This is a genomic window from Corynebacterium sp. LaCa_70, assembly GCF_058182015.1.
The window spans coordinates 1,888,246-1,908,396 of sequence record NZ_CP190914.1 but is presented as its reverse complement, the minus strand read 5'-3'; the positions used below and the strand labels follow the sequence as shown (position 1 = coordinate 1,908,396).

Sequence of the window (20,151 nt, the reverse complement as noted above, 5' to 3'; positions counted from 1 at the left end):
TGTTATATTGACGGCTATCGATATAATATATTGATAGCTATCGATATAAGTTTAGGATTCTGGCTTGATGCTCAGAATTGTTTTTAAGGAGTTTTATGACCGTTGCCCAACGTCCGCGTATGTCCTGGTTGAATCGATTTTTACCGGTATGGATCCTCGTCGCGATGGGTGTTGGACTACTCCTGGGGCGCACGATGCCGGGAATCGGAGAAACGCTGGCGCGGCTAGAAGTAGGCGGTATTTCTTTGCCGATTACACTCGGTTTGCTGGTGATGATGTACCCGCCTTTAGCGAAAGTTCGTTACGATAAAACCCGCAAGATCGTTGCAGATAAGCGGTTGATGACAGTATCAATCGTGCTTAATTGGCTGGTGGGGCCAGCTTTTATGTTTGCATTGGCGTGGTTTTTCTTACCTGATCAGCCGGAACTTCGTACTGGATTAATCATCGTTGGCTTGGCCAGGTGCATTGCAATGGTGCTGGTGTGGTCTGATCTATCCTGTGGTGACCGGGAAGCTACAGCTGTTTTGGTGGCTATTAACTCTGTATTTCAGGTACTTATGTTCGGGCTGCTTGGCTGGTTTTATCTGCAAGTATTACCCCAATGGTTGGGGCTGGGTGCCAGCGAAGTGGAGTTTTCCTTCTGGACCATCGTGAGTTCTGTGTTGGTGTTCCTCGGAGTGCCTCTGGTTGCTGGTGCTTTGTCCCGGGTTGTGGGAGAAAATATCAAAGGGCGGCAGTGGTATGAAACGAAATTTTTGCCAGCTATTTCACCATTGGCGCTGCTTGGGCTGTTGTACACCATCGTTTTATTGTTTTCCCTGCAGGGTGAACACATTGCAGCGCAACCGACGGCAGTAGTTCGTGTAGCCGTCCCGTTGCTGCTTTATTTTGTTGGGATGTTTGCTGTGTCGTTGGTTGTTTCAAAACTGGTGGGGATGAATTATGCGCAGTCTTCGTCGGTGTCGTTTACAGCTGCCGGAAATAATTTCGAATTGGCTATTGCCGTATCCATCGGTACTTTCGGATCGCATTCCGCACAAGCGTTAGCTGGAACAATAGGTCCGATGGTCGAGATTCCTGTGCTTGTCGGGTTGGTTTACGTCATGTTGTGGTTGGGGCCGAAGCTTTTCCCTGGCGATGCAACTGTGCCAGCTGCGAATAGAGAAGCAAGGGTTGTGCGCAACGCCTGAACTCGCACACTGTCAGAGCTTCGCACACTGTTAAATCTTGACATACTGCCTAATCAGGGCGCGGATATATGGAAAGCCCGGCGGCAGAACTAGCGTCTGCAGCCGGGCCGGGAAACAACAGGGTACTGTGCTGGCTAGCCAGCCAGTGAGTTAGCGGCGCATGATCTTCTTGGACAGCCAGTTACCGAAGAACTGCGCGGCTTGGACAATGATGATGATCGCGGCGGTAGCAATCAGTGTGACCTTGTAATCGAAGGCGCGGTGTCCGTAGACGATGGCGAAATCGCCCAAACCGCCGCCACCGATGTAGCCGGCCATCGCGGACATATCGACGATCGCGATGAAGATGAAGGTGTAGCCCAGGACCAGTGGTCCCAGTGCTTCGGGCAGGATTACGCGGGTGATAATCCGCCAGGGGCCTGCCCCCATCGCCCGGGCGGCTTCGATAATGCCCGGGTCAATCGAGACCAAGTTCTGTTCGACGATGCGCGCGACCGCGAAGGTGGCGGCGATACCCATGACAAGTGCGGCTGGTTCGCGCCCGATCGACGAGCCCAGCACGCCGATGGTGATCGGCTGCATCAGGGCCAGCAAAATAATGAACGGAATCGGGCGGACGAAGTTCACCAGAATATTCAGGATCGTGTAGACAACTTTGTTCTGCAGAATCCCGTTTTCGCGGGTGGTGAACAGGAATACGCCGACCACGAGGCCGAGGACGCCTCCGACGACCATGGCGAATGCCACCATGACCAAGGTATCGATGATGGCGTCGGAAAACATGGGGCCCAGGCGGTCCCAGTTGGTATCAGCTGCGGAAATCATCGCTTAATCTCCTCAATGTGGGTGCGCTGGGATAGTGTGCGGTAAAACTCGTCGATGGCGGAATCCTCGCCATTGAGACGCACGGTCATTTTGCCGAAGGATTGCTGCTGCAGGGTGGTCACGCCACCGTGCACGATGTTGATGGAACCACCGGAAGAGCGCAGTGTGGCAGCGGCTTCGAAGAACCCGGAGTTTTCGGTCAGCTCGATGGTAAACAGCCGCCCCTCGTGGGCCAGCAGGTCATCGGCTTCGATGGCATCGGGTTCATTGCGCAGGGCAGTGGCGACGAAGCGCTTGGCGACGTCGGTTTTCGGTGCCGAAAACACGTCGTAGATCTCGCCATATTCCACGATGGAGCCGTTTTCCATCACCGCGACTTTGTCGGCGATCGAGCGTACAACTTCCATTTCGTGGGTGATCACGACGATGGTGATGCCAAATTCCTGGTTGACTTTTCGCAGCACATCCAGGATTTCTTGCGTGGTCTCTGGGTCGAGTGCGGAGGTGGCTTCGTCGGCAAGCAACAGCGACGGGTTGGTCGCCAATGCACGGGCGATGCCGACGCGCTGCTTCTGGCCACCGGAAAGCTGCTCGGGGTAGGAGTTGCCGCGCTCGCCCAGGCCGACGAATTCGAGGAGTTCGTTGACGCGCTTGGTGCGCTCGGCTTTTGGCACCCCGGCCAGTTTCAGCGGGAATTCGATATTTGCCGCTGCGGTGCGGGAATTAAACAGGTTGAACTGTTGGAAGATCATCCCGATATTGCGACGCAGCCCGCGCATTTTTGCTTCGGACATGCCGACGATCTCTGTGCCGTCGAGTTTCAGCGAACCCGAGGTTGGGTTATCCAGACCGTTAATCAGGCGTACCAGGGTGGATTTGCCCGCGCCGGAATAACCGATGATGCCGATGACCTCGCCTGATTCGACGGTCAGGGTGACATCGTCGACGGCGGTGACCTGTGCGGCGCCTTTCTTTTTGGCGTCGAAGACCTTGTTGACGTTGGTGAATTCGATGCGGGTGCCGCGGCGTTCGCCACTTCCGCTAGCTGGGCTTGTACCCGAGTGTGTTACCACGAAAAACCATCATTTCTTCTTAGACGGAAAACGCTTAGTCGCAGCTATGTTAGCCGGGACTAAGCGTGTGTCGTTACTAGCCTGCTCGGAAAGTCCGGAGGAATACCGGAAGCGTTCCGAATGAGCTGTGCTGCAGTAGCGCCAGCAGCGACAGTAGCGCCAGCAGCTCCAGGGCTAGCCTTGCAGTTCTGCTTCCAGATCGTCGAGGATCTTCTGCAGTTCTTCACGCGGGCGCTGGACCTGCACTGTGGTTCCGCCGGATTCTTCGAATACCGCCTTGGCAACGCGCTCGTCGTGCCACAGCTCGGCCAGCTCGTTCAAGACTTCGTCGTCGACGGCGTCGGCACGAACAACCCACAGGTTGATGTATGGCTCGGCGCTTTCTGCGTTCGGATCGTCGTCGAAGATAGCTTCTTCTGGGTCAATATTGGCCTGGTCCAGGAAGTTATTGTTGATCACAGCTGGCTGGCCCAGGCGGTACTGCCGCGCGGTTTCGGAAGCATCGACCGTGGTGACAGTGACCTTGGAGGCTTCTTTATCGATGTCAGCCACGCTTGGGGTGTACTTGACGTCGCCAACCAACTCCACCAACCCGGCCTCACGCAACAGCAACAGTGCGCGACCCTGGTTGACGGTGTCGTTCGGGATGACAACTTCTTCGCCCTCGATCTTGTCGACGTCGAGCTCGTCGGCACCTTCCCAGAACAGTCCCATCTTGTAGATTTCCGTGGATACCAGTGGTGCCAGGTCATCGCCGGAATCAACGTTGTACTGTGCCAAGAACATCAGGTGCTGGAATTTGTTGATGTCGTTTTCGCCCTGGCTCAGAGCAGGGTTGGGCTGGGAGTATTCCGCGAAGTTTTCAATCTCGATGTTGAAGCCATGTTCTTCAGCGACTTCTTCGAATACTGACCATGATTCCAGCGAAGCATCGGTGGTGCCGATGGTGATGGTGTCGTCTTTGGAATATGGGGTATAAGCGGCGTTGTCGCCGGAACAGGCAACCAGAGTGGCTGCAGTCAGTGCAGCAGTGCTACCGGCAATAATGCGGCGGATGTTCATAAGGGGTGTCCTTTCATGGGGTGTGCGTCGACGGGCTTGTGCATGGTGGGCCTCCAGCATGCGTCAGTGGGCCCGGTACGCATGTCGCGCAATGACGTGGAATCTAGCAGAGTCTGTACAGCTTTGTCTATATTTTCGTTCAACCATCGCCACGTCGGGCCGTATGAAAAATACTTTGTTCGAAAATATATACGCATGTGTGAGAGTTTCTGTGTAGGGTTACTCTCATGAATTTCAACGGTGGTGCGGGCCTGTCGTGGTCGCGTTTGGAGCGGATTTTATCTGGGCGCCCGGTGCCTCATCCGGTAGCGCTGCCACCAGGGGCTGATATTGCTGCGGCGACGGAGGAAAATACAGGGTATAAGCGTGCCGACGGTCCAGCCTTCGCAGAATTGGCTGCGGTGAGTTCATATAGCTTTTTGGCTGGGGCCTCGGACCCAGAAGCGCTGGTAGAACGCGCTTGTGAATTGGGTCTAACTGCGTTGGGGATCTGCGATCATGACGGTTTTTATGGATCCATTGTGTTCGCAGAAGCCGCAGCCAAAGCTGGCTTGCCGACGGTTTTTGGCGCCCGTTTGAGTCTGGATCATGGCAGTCTTACCGTCTTGGCGCGCACCCCGGAAGGCTACCGGTTGCTGTCCCGGGTGATGGCGGCGGCGCATATGGCGAGCACAGACCGCCGCCCGCGGTATCCAAGCTTGGAATCATTTGCGGAGCAATTAGCCGGGCAATGCTATATCCTCGTGGATTATTCCTGGCTTGATATGCTCGATACCTTGATCGAATCTTTTGGAATAGACAGCTTGGTTCTGCACTATGAATCTAACTTGTTGCCGGAAGATGCCGACCGCTTTGCGGCACTGGATGCAGCTGCCGCGCAACTAATGAGTCGGCACTCTGGTCTGCGCGCGATCATCAGCGCCAGCCCGCACGCTGCTACCCGTAGCCAGACCCGACTGGCCAGTGCGAAAGCCGCGTTGGCCCAGCGGGAATCGCTGGCAGCTGCCAGCTGGCATACCCACCCGATGGGCGCGCAGTGGCTGCGAGATGGTCGCAGCATGCTGCGGCTGGCCCCAGGGCGGGAAAAGCTCCTGGAAACTACCGTGAAGATTGCCGAAGAGTGCGCGTTTAGCTGGGATATCGTGGCACCGCGTCTGCCACATTTTGCAGTACCTGATGGCGAAACCGAGATGAGTTGGCTTCGGCAGCTGACCTATCGTCGGGCCCGAAAGCGTTATCAGGCCTACCCAGAACAGACTTATCGGCGGGCACGCACCCAGATTGAACATGAACTCGGGGTTATCGAGCAGCTGGGGTTTCCCGGCTATTTCTTGATCGTGATGGATATCGTCGATTTCTGTGCTCGGCAGAATATTTTGGCCCAGGGCCGGGGATCGGCAGCGAATTCTGTGGTGTGCTTCAGCCTGGGCATTACCAACGCGGAACCGATCAGTGCGCAGCTGTTATTTGAGCGGTTTTTATCGGCGGATCGTGATGGACCGCCGGATATTGATTTAGATATTGAATCCACTCGCAGGGAAGAAGTTATCCAATACGTGTATGCCACCTACGGGCGTGACCGTGCCGCGCAAGTGGCTAACGTGATTACCTACCGTCGGAAAGGTGCGGTACGCGATGCTGCCCGTGCCCTGGGCTTTCCGCAAGGTGCCGCGGATAGTTGGGCACAAGGAAAAACTGAACCACCAGATAATGTGCTGGCATTATCGGATCAATTCCTCGGCCAGCCGCGGCATTTGGGTATTCACTCCGGTGGCATGGTGTTGTGCGATCGTCCTGTGACGGATGTGGTGCCGACGCAATGGGCGGCGATGGAAGGCCGCAGTGTCGTGCAATGGGATAAAGACAGCTGCGCGGGTGCCGGGTTAGTGAAATTCGATCTACTGGGGCTGGGCATGTTGGAAGCACTGCACCACATGATTGACCTGGTGCAACAGCAACACGGATACACCGTGAACCTCTGGGAGATCGACCTGGCAGACTCCAACGTCTACGACATGCTCTGCAACGCCGATGCCGTCGGGGTATTCCAGGTGGAATCGCGCGCGCAGCTGAACACGCTGCCGCGGCTGAAGCCACGCTGCTTTTTTGACCTGGTAGTAGAAGTCGCGCTGATCCGCCCGGGCCCGATCCAGGGTGGTTCCGTGCACCCGTACCTGCGCCGACGGGACGGGCTAGAAGAGGTGACGTATGACCACCCGGTACTGGAGAAAGCACTGGCAAAAACTTTGGGCATCCCGTTGTTCCAGGAGCAGTTGATGCATATCGCGGTTGATGCCGCAGGTTTTACTGGTGCAGAAGCTGATGATCTGCGCCGGGCGATGGGCTCGAAGCGTTCGCCAGAACGGATGGCTGCGCTTCAGGAACGTTTCTTGCGCGGTTGTTGGGAAACCAATCAGATCGAGGCAGAAACCGCCTATAAGCTGTGGTCGAAGATCGTGGCTTTCGCCGCCTATGGGTTCCCAGAATCGCATTCGCAGTCTTTTGCCTCACTGGTGTTTTTCTCGGCATGGTTTAAGCGCTACTACCCGGCAGAATTTTGCGTCGGGCTGTTGCGGGCGCAACCGATGGGGTTTTATTCTCCACAGTCGCTGATCCAGGATGCCCGCCGCCACGGGGTGCAGATCCTGCCGGTCTCGGTGTTGGATTCGCAGGTAGAAGCCAGCGTGAGCGGTGGGGCCATCCGCTTGGGGCTGGGTTCTGTGAAAGGCTTGTCGACGTCTACAGCCGAGGCCATCGTTGCTGCACAACACGCGTTGAGCCGGGAGTCTTCGGTGGCGGATGTGGTACGCCGCACCGGGGCTTTAGTGCGGGAAGTCGAAGCGCTTGCACGCGCCGGGGCGCTGGAGGTGCTGGGGCTGGATCGCAGGCAAGCACAATGGGTCGCTGGTGTGGCAGCCACTGAGCAACCCGGCATGCTGCCGGGGCTTTCGTCGATTACTGCGCCGGCGCTGCCCGGCATGAGTGGTTTTGAGATGCTGGCGGCAGATCTGGCTTCGACGGGGATGACTCCAGAGACCCAGCCGATGGAGTTATTGCGGCATGCACTAGCTACCAACAACGTGGTGCGTGCCGAGGAGTTGGCGCAGGTGCCCGATGGCAGTCGTATTCGGGTGGCTGGCATGATCACTCACCGGCAGCGGCCGAATACCGCAAGTGGGGCGACGTTTTTCGGGATGGAGGATGAAACCGGGCTGATCAACGTGATTGTGTCGCCGGGGCTGTGGAAGCGGCAGAAAAGACTAGCGCGCACCGCCAAAGCTTTGGTGGTGCGCGGGATAGTGCAAAACGCGAGTGGGGCAGCCACGGTGGTGGCCGACCGGCTGGAGCCGCTGGAGGTCAGTGAATTACTCGCGGTGCGCTCGCGGGATTTTCAATAGCTGGTTATTCTTCTGCGTCCAGCATCTCGAGCAGCTCTTCGATGATATCTACCGCGTGCATCGCGGAGTAGTAGGCGCCCTCGTGGGTTTGCTCGTCGGAGCGCACCACAGTCTCGTTCTGCACCGCCGGGATTTTCCCGAACTGCGCATTAGACTGCAGCGACTGCCAGGTTGATTTCTCATTGACCAGCGCTACCAGGCCGTCGACGTCGTCAAGTGCCTTGGCGATCTCCTCGATGTCATACTTACCGGTCACACCTTCTAAAGCCTCATTGAAAGCCGCGGAAGGTTCCGCGCCGAGATCCTGCAGCACCTGCGAGAGCAAACGCGTGCCATTGATGACGAATTCTTCGCCGTCGTAGCTGACTGGTGCGAACTTGTGATCGGCCAGTGCATCGGCGTACTTGTCCGACAACTTGCCGACGCGTTTTTCATAATCGGCGATCAGGCTGCCGCCTTGCCGCTCTGTGCCGGTGGCGGATGCAACCAGCATCAAGTTGTCTTGCCAGGTGCCGGTGGCGAAATCATCAATCGGCAGCACTGGGGCAATATCTTCTAAATCTTCGCGGATCGGGATCACATCATGCACAAAACCAATGATCAGATCCGGATCAGCCTTGTTAATCGCGGCAATGTCGGCTTCCTCGTCACCGGCGGTATATAGCGGTTTCGCACCATCTTCTTTGGCCTGCTTGATCTCTTCGGCAAGCGGCGAATCCAGGTCAAACGCATCGGGTGCCTCCGGGTAGCCAGTAACGGGCAAGCCCAGCGACAACGCTATATCCAAATCGCGGGTGCCGGTCAGTACCACCACGGATTCCACGTTGGCGGGAACTTCCACCTTGCCGAGCTCGGTATCCACGACGCGGGATTCACCGCCTTTGCCGTTCTTGCCCTCCTTGCTGTCACCGTCGGCAGCAGAGGATGCCGCGCTCGACGCCTCCGAGGCCGCGTTTTGTGCAGAATCAGCGGCCTCGTCAGCAGAAGAACACGCACTCAAGGTCAGGGCAGCAGCAATGCACAGCGGAATAATCTTTTTCATAATTATTACGCTAGCAAACAATTAAGCTGCCAAAACCCTAGGAATTACATCTTGGATTCGATGTAGGTAACGTGCGTTTCAACGTATTCCATGATGCCGTGCTTGCCGTCGGCACCGCCGATGCCGGAGTTGCGCCGGCCAGCGTGGAAGCCCTGCATCGCTTCGAAATTTTCGCGGTTGATGTAGGTTTCGCCGTAGAGCAGTTCACGGGCAGCCTTGTGGGCTTTGTGCACGTTTTCGGTGTAGACAGATGAGGTCAGGCCGTATTCCGAGCTGTTGGCAAACTCAATGGCCTCATCCAAATCCTTGACCGTCACGACAGGCAGAACTGGGCCGAAGACCTCTTCGCGGGTGATCGGGGCGCCCTTTTCGACGCCGTCCAGCAGCGTTGGCTGGTAGAAGAAGCCTTTGCCTTTATCCTCGGCAGCAGACCCACCGCAGACCACCTGCGCACCGGCGTCGACGGCGGCTTGCACCATCTCGCCGACGTTTTTCAGTCCGGCGTGGTTGATCAGTGGGCCCATATCCAGCTCGTCTTCGGTGGAGGTATCGCCGTAGCGGGTGGATTCGAATTTCTCCTTCAGCTTGGCGACGAGCTCATCATGCACGGCTTCTTCCACGAGCACGACTTCCGCACAGTTACAGACCTGGCCGGTGTTGATCACGCGCGAATTCCAGATGGCGGTGGCTGCCAGGTCCAGGTCGGCGTCGGCAAGCACGATCGCTGGTGCCTTACCGCCCAGCTCCAGGTTGACGCGAGTGAGGTTGTCCGCAGCCGCAGCCATGATCTTCTTACCGGTAGCCACCGAACCCGTCATCGAGATCATGTCGACGTCCTTGTGGCGGGTCAGTGCATCGCCAACCACGGAGCCGCGGCCGCCGACCATGTTGAACACGCCCTTGGGTAGGCCGATGCCGTCGACCAGTTTGGCGAACTCGAAAGCGTTGATCGGGGTTTCGTCCGAAGGCTTGATGACGATGGTGTTGCCGGTGAGCAGGGCCGGAGCCATTTTGCGCACGATGAGGAAGAACGGGAAGTTCCACGGCAGGATGCCACCGACAACACCAATGGGTTGGTAGGTCAGGAAAATGGATTCGTTTGGGCGATCGGAGGGGATCACTTCGCCTTCGATGCGGCGGGCGAAACCAGCCATGTAATCCAGGTAGTCGGCGGTGAAGTTGACCTCGACTGTGGCCAAGCCGCGGGCTTTACCTTGTTCGCGCACCAGGTAGTCTGCGAAGCGGTCGACGTGGTTGCGCAGTTCGGCTGCGATTTTGGTCAGGTATCCTGCACGTTCGACGGCGGGAAGCTTCGCCCAGTCCGCCTGGGCGGCTTTGGCTGCCTGGACTGCGTCATCGACTGCGGCAGCATCGGATGCTGGGGCTTGCGCGATGACCTGGCCGGTTGACGGGTTGAGCACGTCGTGGAATTCGGCTGGCTCGACGAATTCGTTGTTGATGTAGTTCTGGTAGTTGGACATGAAAACTCCTTGGTTGGGGTAACTACTGGGTTAGTTGCACTACTGCGTTAGCTGCGAGCAGCGTCAATGAGTCGAGCAATTTCTTCCTGCTGTGCTGTTGTTAGCTCGATGTAGGGCTCATGCGTGGCGGTGCTGAGATCAGCCCCGCTGGCATAGCGCACAGCATGCTTAATGGTGTGAATGAAGTGATCACCTACCTCGTAGACAGACATCAAAGCAGCGATTTTGCCTGAGTATTGCGCCGCAGCCGTGACATCGCCGGACTCATACGCACGGTGCATGGCACCGAAAATCTCGGGGACGACATTGGTGAGCCCACACAGAACACCCTGACCACCAGCGATACGGTTTGGCAAATAGTATTCATCGAAACCAGAAAGCACAGAAAAATCATCTGGGGCATCTCTGATTACGCGTCTGGTGTGGGCGGCGGAATCCACGGTATCTTTCACCCCGACGATATTCGGGTGTGCAGCAGCAATCGTGCTGATCAGCTCTGGCGATAAATCATTACCGGTGCGGTCCGGGAAGTTATAGAGCATGATGGGCAGCTCGGAAGCCCCGGCTAACTCGGTAAAATACTTCGTCGCCAATGCATCGCTGGGGCCGAAATAATATGGGCTGACGACAACCGCTGCATCCGCGCCATGTTCGTAACCGTATGCGTTGAGCTCTTTTGCTTCCGCAATTTTGGTGCTGCCTGAACCAATGAGGAATTGCATGCGCCCTTTGACAACACGACCGACAAATTCGATTGCCTGTTTCTTCTGCTCCATGCTTAACGCATAAAATTCACCGATGCTGCCGAAGATCAAGACACCGGAAATACCGCCAGAAATAAGGCGCTCGAGATGAGCCTCCCAGGCGGGAAAATCGATGCTGCCGTCGCTCTGTAGCGGAGTAATCGACGGGCAGTACACTCCTGTAAACATTTAGTTTCCTTCCAAGTTATAGAGGTAAGTTATAGACGTCACGGGCGGTATCGGAAAACACATGTGGGTCGTCGCCGAATACTTCTCGTAGCGCCGAGATGTGTGTATACAGATCGCTATAGAGGCCGATGACAGGCCAGTTCGACGCAAACATCAGCCTTTGGGGCCCAAAAATCTTTCCGAGAAATTCCAACAGCTGGTAGGCATCTGTTGGGGAGTCGTAACTGAGCCCTGAAAGTTTGCAGTACACGTTGGGGTATTCAGCTAGAGCTCTCATGTTGGCGGCAAACTCGTCATCGAGTCTTTGGGCATTGCCACAATGGTCTATGACAACGCGGACATCCGCACAGTTTTCATACGCTGCATGAAAATCCGCTAATTCCGGGGTGCGTATGCAGAGATCAAAGACCTTTGATTGGTGAGATAAGTTCCTGCAACCCGCGGTGAAACTGCTTTCTAAGCAGCGCCCACGGGGGATGTCGTCGTTATGCAAAACTTCCCGTACTCCGACAGCACCTGGGGTATCATGCATGTCTTTCTGCAGGCGTGAGTGCGTAACGAACCCTTGTAGTAACGGTTCGTGCGAGAGTAAGGCTTTGATGCGAGCATCCTCGTCGGCAGGGTCAGCGACATCTGCTTCGATGTGCACCGCGCCTGCTAGTTCTACGTCTGCCAGCCCGTTCTTACCCACATCGGCATAGGCCTGCTTGAGATCAGCGAAGCTGAAAGACCTGTGCAATACGGAGTCCACGCCGCGTAGCCAGTCGAGCCGTTGGGCTTCGAGGTCCCATACGTGAATATGGGAATCGAAAATTTTCAGGTTAGTCATCTACCGTGCCGTTTCTTGCGAATTCGCTGTTTCACTAGGCTGTGTTTTTACAGCGTTTTACAGCGTTTTTTACAGCGCCCGGTCCAAGTGCACATAGCCGCCGTCTGGATGGATCCATTGCCCGGTCGTGTGCGAAGAACGATCCGACAGCAAAAACACCGCGGTATCAGCAATCTCTTCGACCGTGGTCATGCGGTTGTGCAATGGAATCTCATCGGTAATGAGTTGGAGACGTTTTTGTTGCGCTTCCTCGTCACCAAAGGTTTTGATCCATTTCTCGTACAACGGAGTCCAGGCTTCTGCGACGACGAGTGCGTTAACGCGTACCCCATGGGGCGCCAATGCCGCTGCCCATTCACGGGTAAGTCCCAGGATGGCTCCCTTGGCGGCCGCATAGGCTGAAGTTTTCCCCTGGCCAGTAAGCGCGGTTTTCGAACCGATGTTGAGGATCGCTCCAGCAGAATCTTGCAAGTATTTTTGGGCCGCGTGGACGGTCTCGTAATAGTGGGTGAGGTTGCTGTGTAGCGATTGTTCAAATTCGCGCCAGGAAGTCTCTTCTAACGATTTGTTGTCATTGGCGCCTGCATTATTCACGATTCCATCGATATGTCCATAGCGCTGGTACGCAGCATCGATGATCTCGGCGATATCATCAGTGTCATTCAGATCGATTTCGTAGGCAGCGTAGTTTGCTGTCAATTTCTCGATTTCCGTCTTGTATTCCGCGCTCAGGGGAGTGCGGTCAAGGATTACTGGAATTGCACCCTCGCGCGCGAGTGCAAACACGATTGCCTTGCCAATGCCGCCCATGCCGCCAGTGACGACGAATACTTTTTCGTCGAGGTGAAGGTCCATTGCGCACCATCCTTCGGTTCTATGGTGTGAAACCCTGTTTCATTGTTTGTCCCATACTACCGCAAGAAAATGTGAGATGGAACCCGTAATTCGAATTTATGTGATCTAGCTTGAGTATTTTGTGGTGTGTGCACCTAGATTGTGTGAGATTTCAGCAGCGGCTTCTGTCACTAAAGGAGCAAAGCGTTCTATCTGCTTTAACGTCTTTTCCATGGCTAGCGAAGTCAGAGAGATGCCATATGTGGCTTTCCCGGAATGGTCGAAGATTGGTGCGCCGATGCAGCGGATGCCCGGAACGTTTTCTTCATCGTCGAAGCTGTAGCCGCGGGTGCGCACCACGGCAATCTCTTGATCGAGATCTTCCGGGGTGGTGATGGTGTTTGGGGTTAGGGGAGCTAGGCCGACTTGCTTGACGACGCTTTCTAGCTGGGATTTATCCATGTCTGCAAGCAGGCATTTTCCGATTGCAGTGGAGTGCAGTGGAAGCCGTTTGCCAATTGTGGAGGGAATCTCATACGGGGTAGGCCCTTGGCGTTTGGCAACATAAATTGCTTCATTGACGTTGAGTGCGCCCACGTGCACGGTGTAGCCCGTTTCCTCAGCAAGCTGCGCCAAAACTGGGTTTGCCACTTCAGAAATGTCGATGGAGTTGAATGCTCGGCTGGCGAGTCGAAGTGAAGTGACGCCGGGTGCGTAGGTTCCGTCGCTAGCAAGGTAGACGAATTCGTAGTCAAGCAGGGTTTGCAAGATTCGGTGCACCGTAGCTTTCGCGAAGCCGGTGGCGGTGACAATGTCTGAAAAACGCTCATGTTCAATGGCCGCCTGCAGCACAATTAAGGTCTTGTCGGCAGCTGTGAGGCGAGCATTTGGCGTAGTCATTATCGGGGTGCTCCTTGCGGATCGGGGATGGCATGGGGTGAAAAGTCTATGGGAGAAGTCTTTACCTGACCGGCTGGTTGGTACCTATTGTCGCACGGCCTTGTGTGTGGATTGATGTGCGTAATTCTTAGCGTAATTTGCGACGTAATTTGCATAACCCCTTGCGCGTGTTCGTGACTTGAACTACATTTCTAACTAAACAACTTGGGAACTCGGTTCTGCCATATGAAACTCCATGATTATGGGTCATGATTATGGATACGGCAGAACCATCCGGCAAGGAGGGCGCAATTGTCCAGAATCACGCAAATAAAAACCTATGATTTCAGGTTTCCGACATCACAGTCACTCTCCGGCTCTGATGCAATGAACCCGGACCCGGATTATTCCTCGGCGTATGTAGAAATTTCTACGGATGCTGACGACGGGAACACCGGTATCGGTTTTGTTTTCACTATCGGGCGCGGTAACGATGTTGCCTGTAAAGCCATCGAATCGCTGAGCCAACGGTTCATCGGCCAAGAAATCGAACCGTACCTCGACAACATGAAACGCGCGTGGGATGAGCTGGTGCATGATTCCCAATTGCGGTGGCTCGGTCCGGAAAAGGGCGTCGAACACATGGCCATTGGTGCGGTATTGAACGCATTCTGGGATCTCAAGGCTAAACGCGCAGGCGTTCCACTTTGGAGGCTGTTGGCAGAAATGGAGCCAGCCGACCTGGTGGCGACACTGGATTTCCGGTATCTCACGGATGCCTTAGCCCCAGAAGAAGCTATTGACTTCCTGAAAGATGGAAAACGCGGCCAACAAGCGCGCATCGATAATCTCCTCGCGCAGGGGTACCCGGGTTATTCAACGGCCGCGGGGTGGTTGGGTTATTCCGACGACAAGATGGTTCGTTTGGCCAAGACAGAAAGCCAAGATAAGGGTTTCCAGCTGATCAAGCTCAAGGTTGGGCAAAACCTTGACGATGATTTGCGTCGTCTGGCACTTGCCAGGGAAGCAATTGGTCCCGATGTGCGCTTGGCGGTCGATGCGAACCAAGTCTGGGATGTCCCGCAAGCGATTGAGTGGATTAAGCAATTCCATGAGTTCGATCTGGCGTTTGTGGAAGAACCAACCAGCCCCGATGACGTGCTTGGGCACGCAGCAATTGCACGGGCAGTTGATCCAATACCGATTGCGACCGGCGAACAAATGCAGTCGCGGATCCTGTATAAGCAATTCTTGCAGGCGAATGCTTTTGGAATCATGCAGGTAGATGCCACTCGGGTCGCCGGACCACAAGAACTCATCATTGAATACTTGCTGGCACACAAGTTCAATAAACCCGTTATTCCGCACGCCGGTGGCGTCGGATTGTGCGAAGCTGTGCAACATTTTGCGATGTTCGATTACTTGTCGGTGTCATGCACGTTGGACAACCGGTTGATCGAATACGTCGATAACCAGCACGAGCATTTCGTCGACCCGGTCGTGATCAAAAACGGCAATTACATGCCGCCTCTGTTGCCGGGAAACAGCTGCGAAATGACCCTGTCGAGCACAGAAAAATACGTTTATTACGACAGGGAATGATCAATAATTTACCGAATCTCTGTAATTTAATATGTTAGGAAACAGCATGGTCAATAAATTGATCTCAAAATGCAGCGAGACCAGTACGAACCCTCTAAAGAAATATCAAAAGAAAAATCTTGCGGCGGCGATTGTGGTGCCTGCGTTATTTTGCTCTGCATGTGGATTGATGGAGTCAGTTGAAGTTGCGGAGCTGCAAGATAATGGCAACGATGTTGAGTTCACAAAAACGCTCAGAATGGCAAACGTTTATGAGCCTAATCATGCTGCGAATCGTTGCGGAACTGCCACGATGAAAAAAGAACTGGCAAAAGTAGGGATTGAACTCAAAGTGTACCCCGGTAGCCAATTAGGAAATGAGATGGAAACTGTGGAACAAGTGGTCACAGGGGCGTTAGATATCGGGATGTCTACCGGAGCATTTTTTGCAAATTGGTATCCAGAAGCGGTTGTCGTTGATGTGCCATTTTTTGTTGAGGATGCAGAAACTTATGACAAAGTGATGCGAGGTAAAACTATGACTCAGTTTTACGAAGAAATGGCAGATGAAACTGGACTCGAGGTTTATAGCTCTTGGTTATATGGGACTAGGCACATTACATCGAATAAACCAATCAGAAATCCAGAGGATCTAAGAGGGGTAAAAATTCGTACTCCCGATGCTCCAATGTATTTGCAAATGATGGAAGCATTCGGTGGTACCGCCACACCTATGGCGTTAACGGAAGTTTATCTTGGGTTGCAACAAGGAACGATTGACGCTCAAGAGAACCCAATTCCGACGATTTACTCGAACAAGTTCAATGAGGTGCAGTCTACCTTGAACTTGACTGGGCATATCATCCAAGGAGTTCAAGTATTCACCTCTAGTGATCTTCTGGAATCATTGACGGAGGATGAAGCTAGCGCACTTAAAGCTGCGACAGACAAAGCGAGGGTCGCAAACTTCGAATGTATCAAATCCGGAGAAGTCGAAATTCTAGAAACCTGGAAGAAAGATGGATCGATAGAAATAGTCGATGATGTCGACCAATCAAAGTTCCAATCAGCTATTGAACAACGGTTATTACCTGATCAAGAGTGGGCTTCGATTTATGAACGGGTTCAAGACGAAATCGATAGTGGAATTACCACAGTCGTCGGTGAGGATATCAAATCCTCCCTATTGGGTGAGCAGATTGAGGGCTGATTCGTATGAACCGTTGGATTACAAATATAGAAGCTTGGGTCGCGAAGGGGTTTCTTCTTGCAGTCTTTATAGTTGTTGTACTGCAGGTTTTTACCCGGTACGTGCTTAACGCACCCTTGTCTTGGACAGAAGAAGTCGCGCGCCTCTGCTTAGTGTGGCTTACTTTTTCATCAGCGATACTTGTTGCAAACCGTGATGACCATTTAACTGTTGACCTAGTATATGATCAGCTACCCGGAAAAATATCTCGGTTAGTAGACGTCATCGGTAAGACCATCGGGGCAGCAACATCTGCAGTTATGGGGTTTGCAGGGTTCGTAATGTCCTCATTAATGGTAGATGTTCGACTGCCTGCGACTGATCTTCCGGTAATGCTGCTGTATTCAGCTTCGTGTATTGGGTTTTTCTTAATATTCATTCATTCTGCTTGGAATATCGTCTCGGTGATTCGTGGCGGCGATGACGTCCAGCACGCATCAGGAACTACGGTAAAGGAAGCCTCATGATTCTATTGGCGATGCTTGCAGCCCTTCTTATATTACTTGCGTTGAGAGTACCAGTAGCGTTTGCTCTACTAATCCCAAGTCTTATATATATCTTATTTGAACCTAACACAACAATATCGGTAGCCTCCCAACAGGCAACTTCTGGGGTATTCGATTTTGCAATATTGGCAGTACCAATGTTTATTTTATTGGGAAATTTGGCGAATATATCTGGCGCAACGGACAAAATGTACGACGCTGCTGTTGCGTTGATAGGGCATCTACGCGGATCGTTAGGTTATGTAAATATTGCCACGAGTTTTGGGTTTAGCTGGATTTCAGGTGCTGCTATTGCAGATGCTGCTGCAATGGGGCGGGTGCAAGTGCCCGCAATGGTGGAGAGGAAGTATAGTCCTGAATTTTCATTAGGAATTACAGGTGCATCCTCGCTAGTCGCTCCGATGATGCCACCTTCAATCCCTGCGATTATTTATGCCGTTACCGCTGGTGTTTCAATTAGTGCATTGTTTGCTGCTGGGATTATTCCAGCTCTAATAATTGTTCTTGGATTAGTCGTTATGGTCTGGTATTTGACAAGGGATGATGATGACCTACGAATGCCAAAAGCCTCTGCAAAAGATCGCGTCAAACTGTCTATTAAGGCGCTGCCAATGGCAGGTGCTGCAATAATTGTTCTCGGTGGAATCCTGTCTGGAATCTTTACCCCAACAGAAGCATCAGCAATAGGTGTAATCTACGTTGCAGTTTTAGCGATTGTTTATAAGAATTTTAATTTCCGAAATATTCGAGACGTTCTGGTGAATAGTGTTCAAACTACAGGAAGTATTCTTTTGATCGTCGCGTCGGCAAGTTTGTTTGGGTGGGTGCTTGCACGGGAGCAAGCACCCCAAATATTCGGACAATTAATTTTTGAAATTACAGATAAACCATTATTTTTCTTAATAATCGTAAATATCGTGTTACTCATTGTCGGCGCCGTGTTAGAACCAACGAGTGCAATTTTGGTGATGACACCAGTTTTGATACCGCTCGGTGAAGCGTATGGGTTGGATCCGGTCCATATGGGAACCATGATGATTTTCAATCTGATGATTGGTTTGCTGACACCGCCGGTTGGGTTGGTGCTTTTCGTACTATCCTCAGTTACGAAATATCCTGTCACTCAAGTAATACGTGGGACTGTGCCATTTTTCGTCCCAATGCTAATAACCCTCTTCGCTGTGGCATTTATACCGCCATTAACGCTTTGGCTTCCGCATGTACTTGGAATAATTTAATTCCTTGATGCTTGAGCTATCTTAACTACAAATTTCATGCGCTAGGCTAGCGGCCATGTGCGCAACATATGGGCTCGAGCCAACCATGGAACTGCCGAACTATGAGCCGCTGTTCCAACCAGAAAGCCAGCAGCTGCTGGAGCAATGGATGGACCAGCGCAGCGGCACCGCGAAAATTACTGGGCGCAAAGCCCGGAACCTGAACCCCCTGATCACCGCCCCGGAAGGCAAGCGCCAGCTTGACCTTGCGTGGTGGTGGTTGCATTTAGGCAATGAGCCAGCACAGTTCAGCGCATTCAATGCTCGCGATGATAAACTTCTGCACTCGCGGGTGTCGAAGAAACCGTTTGCTCAGCACCGCGGCCTGGCCCCGGCACATTGGTACATAGAAAAAGGCCAGCGCTTTGAGTTGCCCAATACCCAAGGTTTTGCCATCGCCACCATCGCGGCCACCTCACACCAGCCGGATGGGGATCTTCTCAGCTACGCGCTGGTCACCCGGGATGCGGTCGCCGAAGCTGCCACCGTGCACCCGCGCATGCCGTTGCTGTTGCCGGAAAAACTTCACGACGACTGGCTCGATCCTAACCTGCACGGCGACGAGGAGCTGTTGGCAGAAGCACTCGCTGCCTCGGAAAGCCTGAGTAGGCAGGTGCGCATCGCGGACGCTCCAGGTAACGCAAGCGCACAGCACAAACCCCGGGCTACCACCGCGAAGGCGCAACCCGGGGATGCCACATTGTTTTAGCTCGTACCGGCCCCGGCCGTTATTCGTGCAGCGCGCCGGCGACCAAACGGCTGACCACACCGGTAAACACGTCCAAACCGGCCAAGCAGTCGTCGTCAAGTGTCAGCTCGGCCTCGTTGTGTGAAATCCCGTCGACGCTCGGTACGAACAGCATCACGGTGGGCACTTCGTCTTTCATATTTGTGGAATCGTGCCCGGCGACCGTCATCACCTCCCGGTGGGAATAGCCCAGCTCTTCTGCCACCTCGCGGGCGAGTTCGCAGCCAGCAGGCGAGTAATCGTTCTGGTTCCAGCTGTGAGTGAGGGTCCGGTCGATGTCCACGCGCGCCTCGTCGGCAGCCTCGGCAATTACCGTCTCGAGGTGCTGCTCGGCCTGGTCCAGAATTTCCGCGTGTGGGCAGCGGATATCAACGTTGAAAATGACCTCGCGTGCGATGGTCACCGGCGAATTTGGCTTGACCTCCATCTGCGAAACAGAGATCTGCAGCGGTTGGCCGGGGAACTTGTCGACGATGCGCCGCGCTTGCGCGATCACGATCGAGGCGCCAAACAGCGCGTCGTGGCGATCTTCCATCAGTGTCGAACCGGTATGGCCCTGCTCACCACGGACGACGATCCGGAATTTCCGAGCGCCCCAAGTCGCAGTCACCAGGCCAATCTGTGCGCCGGCCTGCTCTAAGTTTTTGCCCTGTTCGTTGTGGATCTCCGCGTATGAGGCAATCTCTGGCAATTGGGCATCGCCAGGGTAGCCGGTCTCAGCGAAAGCATCCTCCACGGTGGTGCCGTAAAAATCGCGTGAAGCCAAAGCCTCGTCCAGCCCCAGCTTCTGCACTGCCACCGAGCTTCCCATCATGCTGGGGGCAAAACGCGAGCCCTCCTCGTTAAACCAGTTCACCACTGCCAAGTTGAATTTCGGGGTGATTTCACCGGCTTCTACCGCCGCGCGCACCCGGGCGGCAGCATACGCGCCTGCGAGCACGCCATAGGCGCCGTCGAAACGCCCCGCCAGCGGCTGGGAATCGAGGTGCGAGCCCAGCAACACGTAGGGCGCGCCGGGCACGAACTCGATGGTGGAGAACTGATTCGCGATGGCATCGAATTGTACCGGGGCACCCGTGGCGCGCTCGAACACGCGGGACATCCACTGGCGGTTTTCCTGGTCCGCCTGGGTGCAGGCCTCGCGGTCCACCCCGCCTGCTTCTGTGGCCCCGTGCGAGGACATGGTGGCGAAATCCTGCAGGAAGGAGTCGTCGGAAAAAGGGGGCGTACTCATGGTTATTA

17 protein-coding genes are annotated in these 20,151 nt (G+C 54.3%); 7 read left to right on the top strand and 10 right to left on the bottom strand.

The features are described from left to right. Positions 1-95: 95 nt before the first annotated feature. Positions 96-1,193: an ACR3 family arsenite efflux transporter gene (arsB, locus tag ACP8MI_RS08660; protein WP_284589569.1), complete on the top strand. Its 1,098-nt coding sequence runs from the start codon at positions 96-98 to the stop codon at positions 1,191-1,193. A 150-nt stretch (positions 1,194-1,343) separates the two neighbouring features. Here arsB and ACP8MI_RS08655 read toward each other — a convergent pair whose 3' ends face one another. From ACP8MI_RS08655 to ACP8MI_RS08645, 3 genes are all read right to left on the bottom strand, one after another. Further along, positions 1,344-2,018 carry a methionine ABC transporter permease gene (locus ACP8MI_RS08655; protein WP_284589570.1) on the bottom strand — a complete coding sequence of 225 codons (675 nt, stop codon included), beginning with the start codon at positions 2,016-2,018 and terminating at the stop codon, positions 1,344-1,346. Then, a complete protein-coding gene (locus tag ACP8MI_RS08650; RefSeq protein ID WP_144737115.1) occupies positions 2,015-3,091 on the bottom strand; it encodes a methionine ABC transporter ATP-binding protein in 1,077 nt (358 codons plus the stop codon). Before ACP8MI_RS08650 ends, ACP8MI_RS08655 begins: the two co-directional genes overlap by 4 nt. A 174-nt stretch (positions 3,092-3,265) precedes the next feature. Further along, positions 3,266-4,153 (bottom strand): MetQ/NlpA family ABC transporter substrate-binding protein, encoded by an 888-nt coding sequence (locus tag ACP8MI_RS08645; protein ID WP_018121511.1) that lies wholly within the window; start codon positions 4,151-4,153, stop codon positions 3,266-3,268. A 227-nt stretch (positions 4,154-4,380) separates the two neighbouring features. Between ACP8MI_RS08645 and ACP8MI_RS08640 the strand changes: the two genes are divergently transcribed. Next, a complete protein-coding gene (locus ACP8MI_RS08640; protein WP_284589571.1) occupies positions 4,381-7,551 on the top strand; it encodes an error-prone DNA polymerase in 3,171 nt (1,056 codons plus the stop codon). A 4-nt stretch (positions 7,552-7,555) separates the two neighbouring features. Here the strand turns inward: ACP8MI_RS08640 and ACP8MI_RS08635 are convergent, their stop codons facing one another. The 6 genes from ACP8MI_RS08635 to ACP8MI_RS08610 all read right to left on the bottom strand — a co-directional run bounded on the left by ACP8MI_RS08635 (position 7,556) and on the right by ACP8MI_RS08610 (position 13,569). Beyond that, on the bottom strand, positions 7,556-8,593 hold the full coding sequence (locus tag ACP8MI_RS08635; protein ID WP_249606024.1) for an ABC transporter substrate-binding protein: 1,038 nt from the start codon (positions 8,591-8,593) through the stop codon (positions 7,556-7,558). Positions 8,594-8,637: 44 nt separating this feature from the next. After that, positions 8,638-10,074 (bottom strand): aldehyde dehydrogenase, encoded by a 1,437-nt coding sequence (gene aldA, locus ACP8MI_RS08630; RefSeq protein ID WP_049169240.1) that lies wholly within the window; start codon positions 10,072-10,074, stop codon positions 8,638-8,640. 47 nt (positions 10,075-10,121) lie between these two features. Then, on the bottom strand, positions 10,122-11,006 hold the full coding sequence (locus ACP8MI_RS08625; protein ID WP_049168240.1) for a dihydrodipicolinate synthase family protein: 885 nt from the start codon (positions 11,004-11,006) through the stop codon (positions 10,122-10,124). A 16-nt stretch (positions 11,007-11,022) separates the two neighbouring features. Beyond that, positions 11,023-11,835 carry an amidohydrolase family protein gene (locus tag ACP8MI_RS08620; protein ID WP_049168238.1) on the bottom strand — a complete coding sequence of 271 codons (813 nt, stop codon included), beginning with the start codon at positions 11,833-11,835 and terminating at the stop codon, positions 11,023-11,025. A 69-nt stretch (positions 11,836-11,904) separates the two neighbouring features. After that, the gene (locus ACP8MI_RS08615) at positions 11,905-12,690 is read right to left on the bottom strand and encodes an SDR family oxidoreductase (protein ID WP_249606023.1); all 786 of its coding nucleotides are present in this window, start codon (positions 12,688-12,690) and stop codon (positions 11,905-11,907) included. Positions 12,691-12,795: 105 nt separating this feature from the next. Then, a complete protein-coding gene (locus ACP8MI_RS08610; protein ID WP_284812957.1) occupies positions 12,796-13,569 on the bottom strand; it encodes an IclR family transcriptional regulator in 774 nt (257 codons plus the stop codon). A gap of 291 nt (positions 13,570-13,860) precedes the next feature. On the opposite strand from ACP8MI_RS08610, the gene ACP8MI_RS08605 reads away from it, so the two are divergent. From ACP8MI_RS08605 to ACP8MI_RS08585, 5 genes are read left to right on the top strand one after another with little or no spacing between them, the layout of a single operon-like run. Continuing rightward, the gene (locus ACP8MI_RS08605) at positions 13,861-15,150 is read left to right on the top strand and encodes an enolase C-terminal domain-like protein (RefSeq protein ID WP_490290659.1); all 1,290 of its coding nucleotides are present in this window, start codon (positions 13,861-13,863) and stop codon (positions 15,148-15,150) included. A 46-nt stretch (positions 15,151-15,196) separates the two neighbouring features. After that, the gene (locus ACP8MI_RS08600) at positions 15,197-16,339 is read left to right on the top strand and encodes a DctP family TRAP transporter solute-binding subunit (protein ID WP_284589574.1); all 1,143 of its coding nucleotides are present in this window, start codon (positions 15,197-15,199) and stop codon (positions 16,337-16,339) included. 5 nt (positions 16,340-16,344) lie between these two features. Then, on the top strand, positions 16,345-16,845 hold the full coding sequence (locus tag ACP8MI_RS08595; protein ID WP_284589575.1) for a TRAP transporter small permease: 501 nt from the start codon (positions 16,345-16,347) through the stop codon (positions 16,843-16,845). Then, on the top strand, positions 16,842-18,122 hold the full coding sequence (locus tag ACP8MI_RS08590) for a TRAP transporter large permease (RefSeq protein WP_284589576.1): 1,281 nt from the start codon (positions 16,842-16,844) through the stop codon (positions 18,120-18,122). Before ACP8MI_RS08595 ends, ACP8MI_RS08590 begins: the two co-directional genes overlap by 4 nt. Before the next feature lie 55 nt (positions 18,123-18,177). Further along, complete coding sequence (locus ACP8MI_RS08585; protein WP_284589577.1) at positions 18,178-18,870, top strand: SOS response-associated peptidase family protein; 693 nt, start codon at positions 18,178-18,180, stop codon at positions 18,868-18,870. 19 nt (positions 18,871-18,889) lie between these two features. On the opposite strand, the gene ACP8MI_RS08580 is transcribed toward ACP8MI_RS08585, so the two are convergent. Further along, positions 18,890-20,143, bottom strand: a complete 1,254-nt coding sequence (locus ACP8MI_RS08580; protein ID WP_284589578.1) for a M20 family metallo-hydrolase — start codon at positions 20,141-20,143, stop codon at positions 18,890-18,892. Positions 20,144-20,151: the final 8 nt, after the last annotated feature.

Excerpts from the sequence above, each read along its gene's own strand:
- arsB (WP_284589569.1), top strand. The coding sequence starts at position 96 with ATGACCGTTGCCCAACGTCCGCGTATGTCCTGGTTGAATCGATTTTTA.
- ACP8MI_RS08655 (WP_284589570.1), bottom strand. The coding sequence starts at position 2,018 with ATGATTTCCGCAGCTGATACCAACTGGGACCGCCTGGGCCCCATGTTT.
- ACP8MI_RS08645 (WP_018121511.1), bottom strand. The coding sequence starts at position 4,153 with ATGAACATCCGCCGCATTATTGCCGGTAGCACTGCTGCACTGACTGCA.
- ACP8MI_RS08640 (WP_284589571.1), top strand. The coding sequence starts at position 4,381 with ATGAATTTCAACGGTGGTGCGGGCCTGTCGTGGTCGCGTTTGGAGCGG.
- ACP8MI_RS08635 (WP_249606024.1), bottom strand. The coding sequence starts at position 8,593 with ATGAAAAAGATTATTCCGCTGTGCATTGCTGCTGCCCTGACCTTGAGT.
- aldA (WP_049169240.1), bottom strand. The coding sequence starts at position 10,074 with ATGTCCAACTACCAGAACTACATCAACAACGAATTCGTCGAGCCAGCC.
- ACP8MI_RS08625 (WP_049168240.1), bottom strand. The coding sequence starts at position 11,006 with ATGTTTACAGGAGTGTACTGCCCGTCGATTACTCCGCTACAGAGCGAC.
- ACP8MI_RS08620 (WP_049168238.1), bottom strand. The coding sequence starts at position 11,835 with ATGACTAACCTGAAAATTTTCGATTCCCATATTCACGTATGGGACCTC.
- ACP8MI_RS08615 (WP_249606023.1), bottom strand. The coding sequence starts at position 12,690 with ATGGACCTTCACCTCGACGAAAAAGTATTCGTCGTCACTGGCGGCATG.
- ACP8MI_RS08610 (WP_284812957.1), bottom strand. The coding sequence starts at position 13,569 with ATGACTACGCCAAATGCTCGCCTCACAGCTGCCGACAAGACCTTAATT.
- ACP8MI_RS08600 (WP_284589574.1), top strand. The coding sequence starts at position 15,197 with ATGGTCAATAAATTGATCTCAAAATGCAGCGAGACCAGTACGAACCCT.
- ACP8MI_RS08595 (WP_284589575.1), top strand. The coding sequence starts at position 16,345 with ATGAACCGTTGGATTACAAATATAGAAGCTTGGGTCGCGAAGGGGTTT.
- ACP8MI_RS08590 (WP_284589576.1), top strand. The coding sequence starts at position 16,842 with ATGATTCTATTGGCGATGCTTGCAGCCCTTCTTATATTACTTGCGTTG.
- ACP8MI_RS08585 (WP_284589577.1), top strand. The coding sequence starts at position 18,178 with ATGTGCGCAACATATGGGCTCGAGCCAACCATGGAACTGCCGAACTAT.
- ACP8MI_RS08580 (WP_284589578.1), bottom strand. The coding sequence starts at position 20,143 with ATGAGTACGCCCCCTTTTTCCGACGACTCCTTCCTGCAGGATTTCGCC.